22 protein-coding genes and 2 pseudogenes are annotated in these 16,941 nt (G+C 41.6%); 13 read left to right on the plus strand and 11 right to left on the minus strand.

What is annotated here, in order from left to right; all coding sequences use genetic code 11:
• The first annotated feature begins 192 nt into the window (after window positions 1-192).
• On the plus strand, window positions 193-900 hold the full coding sequence (locus tag AC0OMA_RS13375; protein WP_015483480.1) for a YrpD family protein: 708 nt from the start codon (window positions 193-195) through the stop codon (window positions 898-900).
• Window positions 901-1,482: 582 nt separating this feature from the next.
• Window positions 1,483-1,560, plus strand: coding sequence for a YjcZ family sporulation protein (locus AC0OMA_RS13380; protein ID WP_072175780.1), 78 nt, complete (start codon window positions 1,483-1,485; stop codon window positions 1,558-1,560).
• Between the two features lie 278 nt (window positions 1,561-1,838).
• On the opposite strand, the pseudogene AC0OMA_RS13385 reads toward AC0OMA_RS13380, so the two are convergent.
• The 3 genes and pseudogenes from AC0OMA_RS13385 to sigZ form a co-directional block, all read right to left on the minus strand.
• Window positions 1,839-1,995: pseudogene (locus AC0OMA_RS13385) on the minus strand (hypothetical protein); the annotation flags it as partial.
• A 63-nt stretch (window positions 1,996-2,058) separates the two neighbouring features.
• Window positions 2,059-2,814, minus strand: coding sequence for a metal-binding protein ZinT (locus AC0OMA_RS13390; protein ID WP_322839720.1), 756 nt, complete (start codon window positions 2,812-2,814; stop codon window positions 2,059-2,061).
• Window positions 2,815-2,947: 133 nt separating this feature from the next.
• Window positions 2,948-3,478, minus strand: a complete 531-nt coding sequence (sigZ, locus tag AC0OMA_RS13395; RefSeq protein WP_021480181.1) for an RNA polymerase sigma factor SigZ — start codon at window positions 3,476-3,478, stop codon at window positions 2,948-2,950.
• 135 nt (window positions 3,479-3,613) lie between these two features.
• On the opposite strand from sigZ, the gene AC0OMA_RS13400 reads away from it, so the two are divergent.
• Window positions 3,614-4,594: an aldo/keto reductase gene (locus AC0OMA_RS13400; protein WP_322839721.1), complete on the plus strand. Its 981-nt coding sequence runs from the start codon at window positions 3,614-3,616 to the stop codon at window positions 4,592-4,594.
• 154 nt (window positions 4,595-4,748) lie between these two features.
• On the opposite strand, the gene csn is transcribed toward AC0OMA_RS13400, so the two are convergent.
• Window positions 4,749-5,582, minus strand: coding sequence for a chitosanase (csn, locus tag AC0OMA_RS13405; RefSeq protein ID WP_322839722.1), 834 nt, complete (start codon window positions 5,580-5,582; stop codon window positions 4,749-4,751).
• 436 nt (window positions 5,583-6,018) lie between these two features.
• Between csn and AC0OMA_RS13410 the strand changes: the two genes are divergently transcribed.
• The gene (locus AC0OMA_RS13410) at window positions 6,019-6,282 is read left to right on the plus strand and encodes a CD3324 family protein (RefSeq protein ID WP_015384191.1); all 264 of its coding nucleotides are present in this window, start codon (window positions 6,019-6,021) and stop codon (window positions 6,280-6,282) included.
• Between the two features lie 136 nt (window positions 6,283-6,418).
• Entirely contained in the window at window positions 6,419-7,240 is an 822-nt protein-coding gene (locus AC0OMA_RS13415; RefSeq protein ID WP_322839723.1) for an alpha/beta hydrolase, read from the plus strand.
• A gap of 382 nt (window positions 7,241-7,622) precedes the next feature.
• Here the strand turns inward: AC0OMA_RS13415 and AC0OMA_RS13420 are convergent, their stop codons facing one another.
• The 4 genes from AC0OMA_RS13420 to AC0OMA_RS13435 all read right to left on the minus strand — a co-directional run bounded on the left by AC0OMA_RS13420 (window position 7,623) and on the right by AC0OMA_RS13435 (window position 9,292).
• Complete coding sequence (locus AC0OMA_RS13420) at window positions 7,623-7,979, minus strand: SH3 domain-containing protein (RefSeq protein WP_004398671.1); 357 nt, start codon at window positions 7,977-7,979, stop codon at window positions 7,623-7,625.
• A gap of 51 nt (window positions 7,980-8,030) precedes the next feature.
• Window positions 8,031-8,390, minus strand: coding sequence for an SH3 domain-containing protein (locus tag AC0OMA_RS13425; RefSeq protein WP_119899611.1), 360 nt, complete (start codon window positions 8,388-8,390; stop codon window positions 8,031-8,033).
• A 271-nt stretch (window positions 8,391-8,661) separates the two neighbouring features.
• Complete coding sequence (locus tag AC0OMA_RS13430; RefSeq protein ID WP_144052044.1) at window positions 8,662-8,763, minus strand: hypothetical protein; 102 nt, start codon at window positions 8,761-8,763, stop codon at window positions 8,662-8,664.
• Window positions 8,764-8,905: 142 nt separating this feature from the next.
• Window positions 8,906-9,292 (minus strand): VOC family protein, encoded by a 387-nt coding sequence (locus AC0OMA_RS13435; RefSeq protein ID WP_015251599.1) that lies wholly within the window; start codon window positions 9,290-9,292, stop codon window positions 8,906-8,908.
• A 274-nt stretch (window positions 9,293-9,566) separates the two neighbouring features.
• Between AC0OMA_RS13435 and AC0OMA_RS13440 the strand changes: the two genes are divergently transcribed.
• The 5 genes from AC0OMA_RS13440 to AC0OMA_RS13460 are packed head-to-tail and all read left to right on the plus strand — an operon-like array spanning window position 9,567 to window position 11,883.
• On the plus strand, window positions 9,567-9,812 hold the full coding sequence (locus tag AC0OMA_RS13440; RefSeq protein ID WP_014477469.1) for a hypothetical protein: 246 nt from the start codon (window positions 9,567-9,569) through the stop codon (window positions 9,810-9,812).
• Window positions 9,813-9,829: 17 nt separating this feature from the next.
• Window positions 9,830-10,198, plus strand: coding sequence for a spore coat protein (locus tag AC0OMA_RS13445; RefSeq protein WP_009967868.1), 369 nt, complete (start codon window positions 9,830-9,832; stop codon window positions 10,196-10,198).
• A gap of 17 nt (window positions 10,199-10,215) precedes the next feature.
• Window positions 10,216-11,352: a zinc-dependent alcohol dehydrogenase gene (locus tag AC0OMA_RS13450; RefSeq protein WP_047182937.1), complete on the plus strand. Its 1,137-nt coding sequence runs from the start codon at window positions 10,216-10,218 to the stop codon at window positions 11,350-11,352.
• Window positions 11,353-11,370: 18 nt separating this feature from the next.
• Window positions 11,371-11,568 carry a hypothetical protein gene (locus AC0OMA_RS13455; protein ID WP_014480384.1) on the plus strand — a complete coding sequence of 66 codons (198 nt, stop codon included), beginning with the start codon at window positions 11,371-11,373 and terminating at the stop codon, window positions 11,566-11,568.
• 15 nt (window positions 11,569-11,583) lie between these two features.
• The gene (locus AC0OMA_RS13460; RefSeq protein ID WP_047182938.1) at window positions 11,584-11,883 is read left to right on the plus strand and encodes a spore coat protein; all 300 of its coding nucleotides are present in this window, start codon (window positions 11,584-11,586) and stop codon (window positions 11,881-11,883) included.
• 261 nt (window positions 11,884-12,144) lie between these two features.
• On the opposite strand, the pseudogene adhR reads toward AC0OMA_RS13460, so the two are convergent.
• Window positions 12,145-12,568 (minus strand): annotated as a pseudogene (gene adhR / locus AC0OMA_RS13465) (aldehyde stress transcriptional regulator AdhR).
• A 182-nt stretch (window positions 12,569-12,750) separates the two neighbouring features.
• Between adhR and AC0OMA_RS13470 the strand changes: the two are divergent.
• From AC0OMA_RS13470 to yraA, 3 genes are all read left to right on the plus strand, one after another.
• Window positions 12,751-12,945: a carboxymuconolactone decarboxylase family protein gene (locus AC0OMA_RS13470; RefSeq protein WP_047182939.1), complete on the plus strand. Its 195-nt coding sequence runs from the start codon at window positions 12,751-12,753 to the stop codon at window positions 12,943-12,945.
• A gap of 128 nt (window positions 12,946-13,073) precedes the next feature.
• Entirely contained in the window at window positions 13,074-14,123 is a 1,050-nt protein-coding gene (locus tag AC0OMA_RS13475) for an NAD(P)-dependent alcohol dehydrogenase (protein ID WP_047182940.1), read from the plus strand.
• A gap of 132 nt (window positions 14,124-14,255) precedes the next feature.
• Window positions 14,256-14,765 carry a cysteine protease YraA gene (yraA, locus tag AC0OMA_RS13480; RefSeq protein WP_003229836.1) on the plus strand — a complete coding sequence of 170 codons (510 nt, stop codon included), beginning with the start codon at window positions 14,256-14,258 and terminating at the stop codon, window positions 14,763-14,765.
• A gap of 41 nt (window positions 14,766-14,806) precedes the next feature.
• Here the strand turns inward: yraA and sacC are convergent, their stop codons facing one another.
• Together sacC and AC0OMA_RS13490 are read right to left on the minus strand one after the other, a co-directional pair.
• On the minus strand, window positions 14,807-16,810 hold the full coding sequence (gene sacC / locus AC0OMA_RS13485) for a levanase (protein WP_250540426.1): 2,004 nt from the start codon (window positions 16,808-16,810) through the stop codon (window positions 14,807-14,809).
• On the minus strand, window positions 16,749-16,880 hold the full coding sequence (locus tag AC0OMA_RS13490; protein WP_223497671.1) for a hypothetical protein: 132 nt from the start codon (window positions 16,878-16,880) through the stop codon (window positions 16,749-16,751). Before AC0OMA_RS13490 ends, sacC begins: the two co-directional genes overlap by 62 nt.
• Window positions 16,881-16,941 lie beyond the last annotated feature (61 nt).

The following is a 16,941-nucleotide window of genomic DNA, read 5'->3' on the forward strand; positions in this document are numbered from 1 at the left end:
TGAAAAGTTATCGTAACATGTACACTTCACAGGACATTTTTCGAGATTGCGAATCGACCGTTTGCCAGATATAAAAAGTCATAATGTGTAAATCCTGTGTCTATTTGCATGTTAATTATGGAATTATTTTCATAATGTTTTATAATACAAGATGATAGCGTTTTTTAATTATAATAATAGGGGGAAATAATGATGATGAAAAAAGGACTGCTTGCGGGTGCGCTTACGGCAACTGTGCTTTTTGGCACATGTGCAGTAGATGTGCCGGGTATTATTAGCCCAAAAACCGCAGAAGCTGCATCACAGCTAACTGATGGAATCGGCGGGAGGGCTTACTTGAACAGCACTGGTGCAATTTTTGTTACGAAAATCCAGCTTCCTAGCTCCATTCAGGTTTCAAATGGGACAGCCTACATCTACTCTGGCTTTAGCGGAGGCACAGAATCCGATATCGGGTTTCAGTACAGTGATAAATATAATGTATGGAAACCATATATGAAAGTTGGTTCAAAAGGGCAGGATCAGGTTCAGTACCTCGAAGGAGGAAGCCAATTCACGAATACGAAAGGCTTCCGTCCCGGCAGCACCGTACAACTTACCATCTACAAAAACCTTAACGGCAATACCCGCGCTACATACTGGGGCACGAACAATGCGGGATACAACGGCCGTCTCATTTCAGAAATCAGCAAAACAAATGTCGGCTCCATCTCAAAATGGAAAGCGCTCGCTACAGTTGCAACAACAGGTTCACGCCAATCTATCAAATCAAATTTTTCAACATCTTTTACAAACATCACCATCGACAACAAAGCAATAACACCTGTAATTGATACACAAGACTTCGCAAAAGTAACTGTCTCAGGCAACAGTGTCAGTTTATCCGTTGTGAAAAATTAAAACATGTTAAACATACAATGCGTTAGGCTATTGAGAAGCTCTCGATAGTCTTAAAGGGGGCTTAACATGCCCCTTTTTTCATTTCAATTTAACTTTCAGTTAGCTTCGGTACATGCCGTCTATCTCCGTCTTTTATCTGGGTAAAGTAAGAAGCAGCTCGCCCCTTCTGAACCTGTTCCATTTGCTCAACGCAAAAGGTGTGCATCACTGTCTTAAAAATGTTAAAACAAATGGCAGATGGTGCACTTTATTATTAGATGAGGCATGCTTACGCTCGATATGCAAGTCAAATGATTAAGGGTCTGCAAGAGAGAGAAGTTTTGGGTGTAATTCCATAAAAGAGGGATGTCTTCATATAGCTCGATTGCATCAGGAAGATTAGCCAGCGATTGGCCGAGAACAACACATCACTTTGAAACGGATTCATTCCAAAATGATAAGTATGATCCCATAACTAATATAGATCAGTTAGCAGTCCAGCCTTAGGCTAAAAAATATTTTTACATCAATTAAACTAGTATCACTATCGAATAAGCTCGATCTGCATATCATGTACTATCCTCTTTTAAGGAAGGTGATGTTATGAGGTCATTTCCATTAATTGTAGTTCTATTCATCCTATTAATCATCGTTGGGACATCTTTCTTTGGTGGCTATTAAGAACACACCTTACCTCATATCCATCAGACGCCATAAGAAATCTTTATGGCGTCTGTTTTTATTAGATTTAAACAAAACCATTAAAGTGGGGCCATGCAAACACACCTATGGAGATTACTGCCACGACTTCTTTGTGAGGGAAATGTTCTTCTCTTTATGGACTATTGTCGATCAAAAGAGAAAGTTGAAATACCTTTTTATGGTGAGATGAATCATATAAAAGACCGCAAAGCTTTCTTGAAGAAGCTTTGCGGTCTTTGGGTCTCTTTTTTGCTTTGTATAAGCCTATAGATTTCAAGCGGAATCCACTGCCATACATCCAATGATTTTATTTTGAAATAGGTTTCTTCTACTCTTCATGTGGGATGAACTCAAGGTATGCACGTCACAATAATGTGGCGGATCCTGAATGGTCTCAATCAGTTTTTTCCCCATTCTATCAATTCTCCACAGAAAAAAATGGCTATGGCAGAACAACTTTCATAGAGTAATCATCATTTAATGAGCCATCATCTCATGGGCAATATCGTGTCCATCCATTTTTGACGGGTAGTAGGTAGGCCAGTTTTTGACTTCATCAAGTAAAGCTTCACGGTCGTCCCCCCAATAGAGATGGTAATGACTAGCTTTAGTCGGGTAAATACTATGATCACTAAACTGAATATACTGAGGCAGCCCTTCTGCTTTTTTAGCTAGTTTGAATATGTATCTTACCCCTCTATTGCCCGCATCATAGGTTAGAATTTCGTATCCGTCATACGTATACTTACCAGAATATTCTTTTCCATTTTTGAAGAACGTTACAGTATCTTTCTGGATTACAATACGGTCAACATCTGTTTGATAGCCTTTTTTATAATACTCTTTATATTCTTCAGCTGTCTTGCCGCCTTCGTATTCTGATTTATATGAAAACACTTCGTCAAGAGTACCATCTTGCAGGTATGGATATACAGATTGCCAATCTCCTTCCCAATCAGAAAGTAAGCGATCCTTTACTTGGCTGTTTTTAAAATAGCCTTCATATATTTTTTCTGTTTCTTCATCATGCGCATGACTATGATCGTGAGAATGTTCGTGTGTATGACTGTCAGATGTTTGCTCTTGCGTTTTGGAAGAGTCTTCTTCAACTGCTGAGGATGATGTTGTTTGATTAGACTCACCTGCAGAAGAACCGGAAGTCTGACATCCTGCCAAAACTAGTAATGAACCAATCGTTAATATGCCTAGCGGCTTTGAAAATAAAATGTTCATTCCAACACTCCTTTTTTATTAAATCGAAAACGTTACGATTTATATTATACATACATCTCTTACAAACATCAAAGGGAAAATGCTCTTCATGCGGATGGCCTATTTTAAAGGAATAACTGACTTTGTTCATCAGTTATTCCTTTAAAATACGAAAGTCTACGATATTTCCATATCGATCCGCTTCAATATGACAGCACCCCTCAAGCAGCTGTTTTAATTTTCTCCGTCCGCGTTGTACCCTTGATTTTGCTCCCGAGTAAGAAATGCCGAGCTTTTCACTCAACTCTTTTTGTGATAACCCCTGGAATTCAGTTAACTCGAGAGCCTCTCGATACTTTTCAGGCAACCGTTTGATGGTCGATCGAATACACACAGTTGCTTCCTTGGTGAAATTTTCTTCCTCTGCACTGTCATTAAAATGTAGAACATCAGGCAATATTTCGCTTGTTTTTTTTGTACGGTAAAAATCAATAATCGTATTTCTAGTGATCCGATAAATCCAGCTGTCGATCTTTTGTTCATCGATCAGATTTGGGAGATGCACTTGTATTTTCATAAATACGATTTGCAAGAGGTCATCAACGATAGATTGATCGTTAACCCTATGTGAAATATATGTTTTTAACGGCTGATGAAATTGATCCCATAGATCCTCTATATTCATTTGAAAAAACCTCCTATAATTTTGCGTCTGCTTTACATTTGCTTCGTCTTTTTAATCGTAACAAAGAGCGAAACAATTGTTGAATCAATTGTATTGCAGCTGTTGCAAAAAATAATGATAAAGGAGAGGTTTGTTGTGGAGTATACCTATTTAGGGAGAACAGGATTGCGGGTGAGCCGTTTATGTTTAGGCACGATGAATTTTGGAGTTGATACAGACGAAAAGACTGCGTTCCGTATCATGGATGAAGCGCTTGATAACGGCATTCAATTTTTTGATACTGCCAATATTTACGGCTGGGGCAAAAACGCAGGATTGACAGAGAGCATCATTGGAAAATGGTTTGCACAAGGAGGACAGCGCCGCGAGAAAGTTGTTCTGGCGACAAAAGTATATGAACCGATTTCTGATCCGAATGACGGACCAAATGATATGAGGGGCTTGTCTCTATACAAAATCAGACGTCACCTGGAAGGATCACTGAAGCGGCTTCAGACAGATCATATCGAATTGTACCAAATGCATCATATCGATAGGCGGACACCGTGGGATGAGATATGGGAAGCTTTTGAGACTCAGGTTCGCTCCGGCAAAGTAGACTATATTGGATCCAGTAATTTTGCAGGCTGGCATTTAGTTAAAGCGCAAGCTGAAGCTGAAAAACGGCGATTCATGGGACTCGTCACTGAACAGCACAAGTATAGTTTATTAGAACGAACAGCTGAGATGGAAGTGCTGCCGGCTGCACGGGATCTTGGTTTAGGAGTAGTGGCGTGGAGTCCCCTTGCAGGAGGGCTTCTTGGCGGGAAGGCATTGAAAAGCAATGCCGGAACTCGTACAGCAAAAAGAGCAGATTTAATTGAAAAACATCGTTTGCAACTCGAGAAATTTTCAGATTTATGCAAAGAACTAGGAGAAAAAGAAGCAAATGTGGCTTTGGCATGGGTGCTGGCAAATCCAGTTTTAACTGCTCCGATCATCGGGCCACGAACGGTTGAGCAGCTGCGTGATACGATTAAAGCCGTTGAAATCAGTCTGGATGAGGAGATTCTCCGCATGTTAAATAATATCTTTCCCGGACCTGGAGGAGAGACACCTGAGGCATACGCCTGGTGATACATTACTCAATACTGACATTTTTCTTAAATATTTATACTGAACTATCATATTAGGAAAGACAAGAGCTTGTTTGTCTCTTGTCTTTTCCGCATCATGCTGAAAATGCTGGCTAAACATCGACAAAAATGCTGCCGTTTTATTCATTTAATGCTTATTTGATTACGAAATTACCGTACTCGTTTGAACGAACATGAATTGGTCCGTTTAGATTATAGTTGTTCTCCTTGGCGATAGAGCGAAGCACGTCCACACGGGCAACTGATTCTCTCCATTCGTCACGGGTGTCATGATTGGCCGGATTCATCAGATCGTCATAGCGTACGTCCAAGAATTTATTTAACCACTTCTTCTCGTCTATTCCGTCTTTAGGTGATCCGCCCGCTTTTTTGTTCGTACGTTTAATCAAGGCATAAAAAGAGTCAGGGTCATCACCATCGCCATGCTGAATAACCGTATCGTACATCACAGCTCTTGCCAATGCTGTTTTTAGTCCGGCATTATCCGATCGTTTCATGGCAGGCTGATAATACAAACGGTCATTTACTTTGTCTTGGGCGGCGCGAAATTCCTTATCATTCTCAAGCGACTTCCAGGCAGAAGCGAATCCCTTGAGATTGCTTGTATCATCGCTTTCTTCCTTGGCCAGACGGCGCAATTCAGGCAGATACTTTTTCAGTTTGTTATTCGGAACTGCCTTTGTGTATACTTCCACTACTTCCAATGCATCCCCGGTAGCCGTTGTAAAGCCTGCCCGTCCGCATGTATAGCCTCGCCCGTCATCCAATCGCTCTGCATATCCATATTGGATCTCCGTTGTGCCGTTTTCAAAGATACTTGTCAGCTGTTCCGCCCGGCGCTTTTGATCTTTATTCAGTCCCGCCGCAAAAACCGTTTCGCTCATCATCAGGGTAAAAAACATGGTGAAAACAAGTAATGAGATCGCTGTCTTTTTCCAAAAATCTGCTGTTTGCATACTGATTTTCATTGCACTTCCCCTTTCTAAATATTGTAAATACAGACTCAGTATACATGAAGAGACTGCCCTATTGTTGAAAACACATCAATTTGTCAATATTTTGAATCTAAAGTAATATAGCTTGAATCTTACTCTTTTGATTGCCAGTCAGCCTTAGCCCCTCTCACTGGGAAGGTCACTTTCATACTGCCAACTTTAATTAACAAGATGCCATAAGGCTTTACTCTATTTTATAATGGAAATGATCATCGAAAATCGTTAGGGAGGTGATGTAAATGGCAAGCAAGATGAGAATGCCAGATTCCGCAACGTCCCATGCAAAGCCTATTATTGGGAAGGCGATACTTTGCATGGGGTAGACTTTCTAAAAGATCGCCCAAGTAAGCTTTTCTGATATAGTGGCTTTGCACCTTATTTGACATAAAAAAATAAGGAGCTGGCAGAAATGGCATATGTAAAAGCAACCGCTATTTTACCTGAAAAGCTGATATCGGAAATTCAAAAGTATGTTCAAGGAAAAACAATATATATCCCTAAACCTGAATCCTCTCATCAAAAATGGGGTGCGTGTTCAGGAACAAGAAAGCTGATCGATGACAGAAACGCTTCTATTAAAAAAGCATTTAAAAACGGCAAAACCATTCATCAATTATCTGATGAATATCACCTCTCTGATGAAACAATAAAAAAAATTGTCTACTCTAAATAAACAAAACGGAAGCACTGATGAAATATAATCAGTGCTTTTTATATGGCGGGTTTGTTTCTTAGTTAATTCCTGCATATGATACAATTGGCCAATTGAGTAAAGTTAAGGGAGATGAGAAGAAAGGAAGGTCCTACAAATGACGATAAACAATGGAACGTTGCAAGTACCCGGCGCGAACATCCACTATCAGGTGCGTGGCTCAGGTCCCATCATTCTTTTGGTCCACGGCGGAGGCGGTGATGCCGACAAGTTCCATCATGTTGCCAATCATCTGGCTAACTGGTACACGGTTGTTACTTATGATCGCCGCGGCCATTCCCGCAGCAATCTCGCCAATCAGATTGAGGATTACCGTGTGGAAACACACAGTGACGATGCTCACCGTCTTCTAGCCAAAATCACCAATAAGCCGGCATACGTATTTGGAAGCAGCTCCGGGGCTGTTATCGGGCTTGATCTGTGCATACGCCATCCCGAACAAGTACATGTCATGATCCCACACGAACCAATCTTATTGCAGCTTCTGCATGGAAATGAGCTGAAACAAGCCGAGCAATTCATGGAAGACCTTAAGAAAAATCATCGAAGTGAAGTCATTAAGTTAATGTCAAGATTAGAGACAGACGAACAATCAAAGGCTGTGCTGACAAAGCGGCTTCTCGGCAATTCAACGTATTTCACTGAGTATGAAATTCAAGGAATTCTCAGCTATACATTAGATTTCGAAGCATTAAAAACTGTGTTTACATCTTCACCGATAAAGGTACTCCCAGCTGGCGGAAGTGCTTCTCGGGAGCTTTTTCCTTATCGTTGCGCGAACGCCCTAGCGGAACTATTGGAAACAGAATTGGTTGAATTCCCCGGAAATCATACGGGGTACACAATGTACCATAAAGAATTTTCTGAGAGGTTACACGACATGTTAGAAAAAGAAAAGAAACATACGTGTTCAAAATAGGACAGGTAAAACTAACTATAGAATTAGAGAAGATTTCACGAAGCGTAAAAAGAACTTTTCACTAACGAGAACGCAATGTGAGATGTCTAACCAAAGTGATATTAGGGATTTCATCGAAAAATAGGTTTGTACATTACGTTCTCCTATTGATTATTTCCTATCTTAATTCCGTATTTTATACCATTAGATACAACTCTAAAGCGGCTCGTTATTTTGGCCTCAACAACAACCAGTGTCTAACATCATGAATCTCTTTTGAAAATCACCACAAATGCAGGTATGGAAGACTTCATCGCAACAAAAACCATACCAACTATTGTTGTTGGTATGGTTCGTCCTAGATAGGCCCTTAAGAAGAGATTCTATTGTACGGAGTATTTAGCTAATTGCATTTGTAACCGACAGGGCCGTCTGAACCTGTGTACACATATGTGTCAGAAACATATCCAATATTCACGACACCCCGGGAATCTTTCCACTGGATTTGGTCCCAGATATTACTCGTTCCATACTTCCCTGTAACAGTCGTTCCATAAGCGTAACAATAATAAGGAACACGGGAGCCGCTCGGAATGGAAAGCATAATAGGATAATTTGTACCAGGACCGCTGCGCATATTGACAGGAGCACCGCTGCTTGTTGAGACAGTAAAGTACTGAACGGCAAGTGCCTGACTGGAAAAAATGAATAAAGATGCAATCATAACGGTTAACATACTCAGCATTTTCAGTTTAGTCAATGTCATCCCTCTTTCTTCAATTCCTTCATTTTAAGAAACAATAGAACAATGCTACCAGCTGCATTTAGGAACAACCGGACCGTCTGAGCCTGTATACATATATGTATCAGAGACAAATCCAGGAACGATCTCCCCGCTGGCAAGCGTCCGCTCTGTGTAATTCCAAATATTACTCGTTCCATACTTTCCAGTTACAGTTGTACCGGTTTTGTAGCAATAGATCGGGATGCGGGTTCCACTCGGAATGGTCGTTACAATTCCCCAACTTGTACCTGGGCCGCTGCGCATATTGACAGGAGCACCGCTGCTTGTTGAAACCGTATAATACTGAGCTGCAAGTGCATGGCTAGAAAAAATGAACAAAGATGCAATCATCACCGTTAGCATACTTAGCCTCTTTAACTTATTCACCTTATACCCTCCCCTTATAAATGCCGTACGTTTGACTTTCTTACATCCAGTTAAGGATTTACTTTCAGATACCATGCCCCCTCCCCTCCCATATATTTATCAATGTACCATAAACTAGATCTTTCAAAAGTGGAATTATTCCTATGTTTTCGACAATTAAGGATACAAAATAAATGGTATTCAGGCTTGATATTGATGGTGTGTTACATTTGGCTCTTAATCATTTCTCCAGTCGGTAATCACGATTGACAATCAGGAAAAAGGACATGGATTAAGCGGCTTCGTGCCCACCAATTAACTCAATCAGTGTACTGCTTCCTTGTATCCACGCTTCTCCTCGATTCATGGATACTCCACCTTTTTCACCAATCAAAAACGGACACCAAACAAATCAGCGTAAATGTTGCAAGTTCAGTGTCCGCAACCTATTATGACTTTGCTTTCTTTTACCAGGGCGTATAAAAATGATGAGGTACGTTATCAAACGTTATTCTATGATTTTGCGAGTCGAAAAATCATAACATTTTATATATTTCAATCAGATTATGATCAGGATCTCTGAAGTGAGCAACTCGGGCACTCCATTCCTTGCGATCATGCGGTTTATTCACACATTTAACTCCTTTTTCGTGTAAATCGTCATATGTTTTATCAACATCTTCTACCTTAAACTGAAGCAAAAATTTTGATTGAGCTTCTCCTTCCAAGGACTTTTTTTCCTCTCCAACGATTTCAGCCATCGTTTCTCGAGATAAAAGCTCTATTTTCGTTTCCCCATTATCAAAGAGTGCATATTCCATTTCATTCTCTAACCAACTTATTGGAAGTCCTAATGAATCTTTGTAAAACTCGACGCTTTTCTTAAAATCATTCACCAACAGTCTAATTTGTAACAGCTTCATATCGAGTGCCTCCTATAAAACCATACTTTTTACTGGTCATCCAATTTAATGATACAAAAGGAAACCTGACAGCACTATGTCAAGTTTACATAAATAAATTTCCATACTTCACCTTATTTCAGATTTAAGTGCCGTTTATTCCTTGTCATAAGAAATGTACGCTAACGAGCAAAAAAAGCGATTCTTAAAACAAAAAATGATACCGAGTGTACTTTCTGTATGCTTCAACGTCATTTCGGGAAATGTAACGTTGATAAAAGGAGGTTACATCAATATGGATCATCAAACATTGGCAGCTCATGAGGCTGTTGACTTACATGAAATCGTGAACTTTAAAACACTTTGTATAGCGAAATCAAAGTTAATGCAAGGGCTTGTGTTTGACCAAGAACTGAAGGACTTGATGCAAAAAGATGTGCAGCAATCCATTCAAGACCTTACTGAATTACAGGCGGTGTATGAGCGTGCCTCATTTCAGGCCCCTGTCCCTCAAAGCCGCCCAACGCCAATCATCAATTGAAAGGAAGGTAAGCCTCTTTGAATAATGATCATTTAGACCCCATTAATTCGCTGAATGTGCCTGAACTAGCAGACACTACATTCGCGATGGATTTTCTTATACGAGCTAAGGAAGGCGTAAGGAATACTGCTGTAGCTTTGACAGAAACCGCTTCACCAGATGTAAGAGCCTTGCTGCGGAAACAGCTGATGCAAGGAATTGCGATGCACCAAGAGATTACGGAACTGATGATCAGCAAAAAATGGTTCCATCCATATGAGCTGAGCGAACAGTATAAGCTGGATCAGCTTTCTGCAAAAAACACGATCATGGTCGGCAATATGAACCTCTTTCCTGATGAAACAAATCGAAAAGGGATGTTTGACCGGACACCTGATGAACACTAACACTGGAGGTTTTAAGCATGAAGGCAGTAACGTATCAAGGCATTAAAAATGTTGTTGTCAAAGATGTCCCCGATCCAAAGATTGAAAAATCCGATGACATGATTATCAAAGTCACCAGTACAGCCATTTGCGGATCAGATTTACACTTAATCCATGGATTCATTCCTAATATGCAAGAAGACTATGTCATTGGCCATGAACCGATGGGAATTGTTGAAGAAGTTGGGCCAGGGGTTACAAAGGTAAAAAAAGGAGACCGCGTCATTATCCCTTTTACGATCGCCTGCGGTGAATGTTTTTTTTGTAAAAACCAGCTGGAAAGCCAATGTGATCAATCGAATGACAACGGAGATATGGGTGCTTATTTCGGTTATTCAGGGCAAACTGGCGGTTATCCAGGCGGGCAAGCTGAATATTTAAGAGTGCCGTTTGCGAATTTTACCCATTTTAAAATCCCTGAATCTTGTGAGGAACCCGATGAGAAATTAAGCGTGATTGCCGATGCTATGACCACCGGCTTTTGGAGTGTGGACAATGCCGGTGTAAAAGACGGCGATACTGTTATCGTTCTCGGCTGCGGACCAGTCGGCCTGTTTGCTCAAAAGTTTTGTTGGCTAAAAGGCGCAAAACGCGTCATAGCAGTTGACTATGTAAACTATCGCTTACAGCATGCGAAACGTACAAACAAAGTAGAAATCGTTAATTTTGAAGACCATGAGAATACAGGGAATTATTTAAAGGAAATCACGAAAGGCGGAGCGGATGTAGTCATTGACGCTGTTGGGATGGATGGTAAAATGAGCGATCTCGAGTTCCTTGCCAGCGGATTAAAGCTTCATGGCGGAACGATGAGTGCATTGGTCATTGCTTCCCAAGCTGTTCGCAAAGGAGGAACCATACAAATTACAGGTGTGTATGGAGGCAGATATAACGGTTTTCCGTTAGGAGATATTATGCAGCGAAACGTCAATATACGCTCTGGACAGGCTCCGGTGATCCACTATATGCCGTACATGTTTGAACTAGTATCGACAGGCAAAATTGATCCGGGAGATGTTGTCAGCCATGTCCTGCCGCTTAGTGAAGCCAAGCATGGCTATGACATTTTTGATTCAAAAATGGATGATTGTATCAAAGTTGTGTTAAAGCCTTAAAAAACGGAGGTTACAGAAATGGAATACGCCTTACATGAAGTGCTTGAGGTTCAAGAAATGACTGCTTTCAAGACACTTTGTTTGACGAAATCTAAAACAATGAAAGCACTGGTATCTGATCCGAAGCTTAAAGAAATCATGCAGCAAGACGTTGACATCACCACACGGCAGCTGCAGGAATTCGCCTCTATTTTATCTAATGCAAAGCATGAATGAGGAGATGATTGAATAATGAATCCTATCATTGAATATCTGACCGGCATGAATGTTCTAACAGACCAAATCATTGCTATGGACTTATTAATTGCAGCAAAAAACGGAGTCAGAAATTATGCGATGGCAGCAACTGAAGCCGGAACGCCTGAAGTGAAGGAGGTCCTTGTCCGTCATTTGGAAGAAGCACTCGATATGCACGAACAACTCTCAAGCTATATGATGGAAAAAGGCTGGTACCATCCTTGGAACACAGACGAACAAGTCAAGCTGAATTTAAAAAATATTGATACAGCCATTCAATTGCCAACCCTTTAACATACAATGAGTGATTTGCTGAGGAACAGTATTGATTGTGCACAACTGTTCCTCAGCTTCAAAATGAGCACTGTTTGTTCGGGTTCTATGACCGTAAATAGATTAACCGCTTTTCTCCATCTGTTCTCCGATAATGTTTGCAAATTCTCCAATCCAAATAAGGAATCGTAACCACCTCTTTTTATGCGATCTCTTGATGGAGAAAACAGGCCAGAATCAAAATCCTTGGTTTTAACCTGCCCTCTTCACACGCAAAGAATGCTACCTTCTTTGCTCCACTGATCCGTGAAGACTTTCCGTTTTAGGCCTGCTTTTGAGCTTTGCCTCCATTTTCGCGCAATTTCCCATCATAATCTTTAATTTTTGTGTCTAATCTCTTAATTGTTTCATCAATTTCTTTCCGCTTCTCTATCAGCCGCTGTCGTTCGTCAGCCAGGATATTTTTTCGAGCTTCTACCGTACGGTCACCTTCGGTAAATAATGTTGTATATTCAATTAGCGCTTCTATCGATAGTCCCGCATTTCGCATGCATTTAATGAATTCAATCCATTTGATATCTTCTTCATCATAGTCGCGAATGCCGCTGTCTTTTCGTTTTACAGGCGGGATTAATCCTACACGTTCGTAATATCTGAGTGTTGCGGCTGTCAGGCCAAACTGCTTTGCCACCTGAGCAATATTCATGATCTTCACCTCTCTATCCTGCATGTTGTGAAGGTAACACTTAAAGTTAACTTTAAGTCAAGCTCAAAACAAGTGGTTAGCTGCTGAATCTGGGTTTATATATTCGGGACTTGTCTTAAAGCACACTTTAAGCTCTATACTTCTCCATGCAATAAAAACAGTTTAGATGGAGGGATTGCTGAATGGCAAATAAACAAACTGCCGGAAGAGAACAATTAGGAGAATTTGCGCCAAAGTTTGCTGAACTTCATGATGATGTTCTATTCGGTGACATTTGGGCAAGAGAGGAAGAACTTTCACCCCGGGATCGCAGCATGATTACAGTTTCTGCGTTAATTGCTGACTGTAGCTCACCTTATAAATCAGGTTCATTTTAAATGCTATTTTAAAAAAACCCTTGCCTTAAAGCAGACTTTAAGGTTTATCGTTATGTTGAAGACACCATAAAACATAAATAAGTGCATGTTTTTTTACAACACTTATGATGAAGAAAGGAAAGGTTCATATGTGTACTCAACATCAAACCCGTGTATTAAGCGTGTCACATGCAAAAGCCAAATTTGAACAAACGACGATTGAGCGAAGAGAATTACGGCCGCACGATGTCTTAATCGATATTAAATTCAGCGGTATTTGCCATTCAGACATTCATAGTGCTTTTGATGAATGGGGCGGTGGCATCTTCCCAATGGTGCCAGGACATGAAATAGCCGGTGTCGTAACAGCCGTTGGAGCAGAAGTCACCAAGTTTGCTGTCGGAGACCGCGTTGGTGTCGGCTGTTTTGTTGACTCTTGCGGAGAATGCGAATACTGTCTCAACGGAGAGGAACAATTCTGCACGAAGGGTGTTGTTCAAACGTATAACTCAGTAGACTACGACGGAAACCCCACTTATGGCGGGTACAGCCAAAAAATCGTTGTCACTGACAGATTTGTTGTTCGCATACCAGACCGTTTGGAAATGGATGTTGCCAGTCCGCTGTTGTGTGCAGGTATCACAACGTATTCCCCGCTGAAACACTGGAATGTTGGCCCTGGTAAAAAGGTTGCGATTGTAGGCGTGGGTGGCCTTGGACATTTGGCGATTCAATTTGCACATGCGATGGGTGCAGAGGTAACCGTCCTGAGCCGTTCCATGAATAAGAAAGAAGAAGCTCTGGAACTCGGTGCAAATCATTACTTTGCAACAAGTGACCCAGCTACATTCACTGCATTGGCCGGGCGTTTTGACGTGATCTTAAATACGGTATCGGCGAATCTTGATGTGGATGCCTATTTATCAATGCTTCGTATAGACGGGACACTTGTAAACGTTGGAGCTCCTGCCAAGCCGGACACATACAGTGTGTTTTCCCTAATCATGGGGCGCCGCAGCATTGCAGGTTCTCTAGTCGGCGGAATTCAAGAAACTCAAGAGATGCTGGATTTCGCAGCTGAGCATGACATCGAACCTAAAATCGAAGTCATCCGAGCTGACCAAGTGGACGAAGCATACGAACGTATCCTCCGAAGCGATGTCCGTTATCGATTTGTGATTGATATTTCCACATTGTAATAGGTAAGTCCTTATATGGGCTGACCCGCTTTTATTGAAACTCACGAAAAACGATCTCGTTAAGCAAATATTTTGAAGGCCGGTCAATCTTCCTGTTATTCTATGAATAGAGAGTTATTAGGAGGGTTTTTTATGAGCAAAAAAATTGCAGTTCTTGTTACAGACCAATTCGAAGACATCGAATATACAAGTCCGGTAAAAGCATACGAAGAAGCTGGCTACAGTGTTGTAGCTATCGATTTGGAAGCCGGCAAAGAAGTGACCGGTAAGCATGGCGAGAAAGTAAAGATTGACAAAGCCATCTCTGATGTGGATGCAAGTGACTTTGATGCACTTTTAATTCCTGGGGGATTCTCTCCGGATTTGCTTCGTGCAGATGACCGTCCGGGTGAATTCGCAAAAGCATTTGTCGAAAACAAAAAACCTGTTTTCGCAATTTGCCACGGCCCGCAAGTACTGATTGATACGGATCTTCTAAAAGGCAAAGATATCACAGGCTACCGCAGCATCCGCAAAGATTTAATCAATGCCGGTGCAAACTACAAAGATGCAGAAGTAGTCGTCAGCCACAACATTGTCACAAGCAGAACACCTGATGATTTGGAAGCATTTAACCGCGAATCTTTAAATTTGTTAAAATAACGAGAAGGCACAGACTGTTCGGGTCTGTGCCTTTTTTAAAATTAAGACTCCTTCTTTACATTCTGAAAGACAGCAGTCGCGTCCCACACATTCAAGCCAAATTGGCCTTCTGAAAATGCGGAATCATTTGCATCAATCACAAGACGATCATCTAAATAGATTTTAAAGCGATCGCCCTCGGCCTCTGTTTTCAGATGATACTTTTTATTAACGTCTATCGGTGTTTTGTATTCAGCAATGACAGAAGCAACACCGTTCTCAAATTTAAAGAATTTCACCAGGTCATGCTTCGCGTCCACATTGGCAAGATAACCGTTTTTGGCATCTTTGTCAGAGCGAAACATTAGTGCTCCTGCCCCTCTTCCGTTTCCATCCTTAATGGTGATATCAGATTCATAAGTGAAGTCTGACCCGGATGCTGAAGACAAGATAAAGGAATCTCCGTCCGACCTCCCTTGTTTCCCCTCAATTGTGTCGGCCCACGTGCCATTTACAGTCGTCCAGCCAGTCATATTGGACATAAAAGGTGACGTTCCCCATACCTTTTTTAAAGGGTGTATGGTTAAAGATTTTACCTTTACACCGCCCTTTGCAGCATATAATTCAAGCCCTTTGCTTGATCGGTCTGGGAGAATAATATCCGTTATGACCTGCTTTCCGTCATTCCCAAATACTTCAACCGAGGAGCGGTCAACAAAAATGCGCATCTTAACCTTCCCATTTACCGGCTTCAATGGGGCTGTTTCTTTTCCGGTGTTAAAGGCCGGATTAAAGGTGTCGTTGCCCGACTCGCTCCGGTCAACGAACAATTTGGCGTTCCTTCGGTCATAGCCGACCTTCGTAAATTGATTTTCACCTGTTCGGACCTTAAAACCAAATTCAGCAGCTGAACCAGGGCTTACTTTAAATTCTGCATTTATTTCATAGGCATCTCCAGATTGCCCTGCTAACACATTATGACTTGCAGGCGATATGGTCAGATTCTTCCACTTCTTAGAGGTCCCGCGAATCGTTTCCAGCTCTTTCACTGGTGTTTGGACCACTCTAACCCCTTCGGTAAACGCTTTCAATTTTAACTCTCTTGGAATGGACGTTGCACTTCTCCATGGGGATGTCGGAACATCATTCGCATATTGCCAATTGCTCATCCACCCTAACCATAGTCTCCGACTATCTGTGGCTGGAATATCGGACCAGGATACAGCGGCATAAAAGTCTCTGCCGTAATCCGTCCAGAGAACTTTGTTTGACGGGTTTTCATTTTTAAAATGAGTTCCATCAAAGTCCCCTACAAAATATTGCATGCCTGATCCTCCCGAGACCGCTCCGTTTCCGACACTGACCTGCATGACCCATTTCTTTTGATTCGGATTGCCGTCTACCGGAAGCTCAAATAAATCCGGGCATTCCCATACTCCCCCGTGGCTTCCTTGACCCTGTCCAAATTCACTTGCATACGTCCACTGCTTCAGATTTTTTGATGTATAAATGAGGATTCGGTCACCGGCCGCAAGCACCATTACCCACTTTTTTTCTTTCTCATACCAAAAGACTTTTGGATCGCGAAAATCTTTTTTACCCGGGTTTGGAATGACAGGGTTGCCAGCGTATTTCGTCCATGTTCTTCCTTTGTCGTTGCTATAGGCAATACTTTGCACTTGATGGCCTTCCCGATCCTGTGTATAAATGGCCACAAGCGGCCTCTCTTTGCCTGTTTGAAAACCGCTAGTGTTATTTTTATCTACAACTGCGCTTCCAGAAAAGATCGTGCCTTTTTCATCCGGATACAGCGCAACAGGAAGGTGTTCCCATGTAACCAAATCTTTGCTGACGGCATGCCCCCAATGCATGGGCCCCCACTGAAGCCCGTATGGATGGTATTGATAGAACAAGTGATATTCCCCGGCATAATATACCATTCCGTTTGGGTCATTCATCCAGTTTGCCTCTGGTGTGAAGTGGTATTGAGGACGGTAATCCTCATCATAGTAGCTTGAATCGGCTGCATCTGCCGAAAATGCCATAGTCAACAGCAGGGTGAACATGATCATGACTTGAATAAGTCTCTTTTTCATTTGTTCCTTCGCTCCTCTCTTCATGTTTGAACACTTTCAAGAGAGACTGCTAAGCAAGCTGGTCCGTTTCTGGCAATTCTCCTCTGTTTCGCTGTTATCCG

It is taken from the genome of Bacillus sp. AMCV2, assembly GCF_056033925.1.

Coding starts and splice junctions, on each gene's coding strand:
- AC0OMA_RS13460 (WP_047182938.1), top strand. CDS start 11,584: ATGAATCCTATCATTGAATATCTGACCGGCATGAATGTTCTAACAGAC.
- AC0OMA_RS13470 (WP_047182939.1), top strand. CDS start 12,751: ATGGCAAATAAACAAACTGCCGGAAGAGAACAATTAGGAGAATTTGCG.
- AC0OMA_RS13435 (WP_015251599.1), bottom strand. CDS start 9,292: ATGAAGCTGTTACAAATTAGACTGTTGGTGAATGATTTTAAGAAAAGC.
- sigZ (WP_021480181.1), bottom strand. CDS start 3,478: ATGAATATAGAGGATCTATGGGATCAATTTCATCAGCCGTTAAAAACA.
- AC0OMA_RS13410 (WP_015384191.1), top strand. CDS start 6,019: ATGGCATATGTAAAAGCAACCGCTATTTTACCTGAAAAGCTGATATCG.
- AC0OMA_RS13440 (WP_014477469.1), top strand. CDS start 9,567: ATGGATCATCAAACATTGGCAGCTCATGAGGCTGTTGACTTACATGAA.
- AC0OMA_RS13415 (WP_322839723.1), top strand. CDS start 6,419: ATGACGATAAACAATGGAACGTTGCAAGTACCCGGCGCGAACATCCAC.
- AC0OMA_RS13450 (WP_047182937.1), top strand. CDS start 10,216: ATGAAGGCAGTAACGTATCAAGGCATTAAAAATGTTGTTGTCAAAGAT.
- AC0OMA_RS13455 (WP_014480384.1), top strand. CDS start 11,371: ATGGAATACGCCTTACATGAAGTGCTTGAGGTTCAAGAAATGACTGCT.
- csn (WP_322839722.1), bottom strand. CDS start 5,582: ATGAAAATCAGTATGCAAACAGCAGATTTTTGGAAAAAGACAGCGATC.
- AC0OMA_RS13380 (WP_072175780.1), top strand. CDS start 1,483: ATGAGGTCATTTCCATTAATTGTAGTTCTATTCATCCTATTAATCATC.
- yraA (WP_003229836.1), top strand. CDS start 14,256: ATGAGCAAAAAAATTGCAGTTCTTGTTACAGACCAATTCGAAGACATC.
- AC0OMA_RS13390 (WP_322839720.1), bottom strand. CDS start 2,814: ATGAACATTTTATTTTCAAAGCCGCTAGGCATATTAACGATTGGTTCA.
- AC0OMA_RS13475 (WP_047182940.1), top strand. CDS start 13,074: ATGTGTACTCAACATCAAACCCGTGTATTAAGCGTGTCACATGCAAAA.
- sacC (WP_250540426.1), bottom strand. CDS start 16,810: ATGTTCACCCTGCTGTTGACTATGGCATTTTCGGCAGATGCAGCCGAT.
- AC0OMA_RS13375 (WP_015483480.1), top strand. CDS start 193: ATGATGAAAAAAGGACTGCTTGCGGGTGCGCTTACGGCAACTGTGCTT.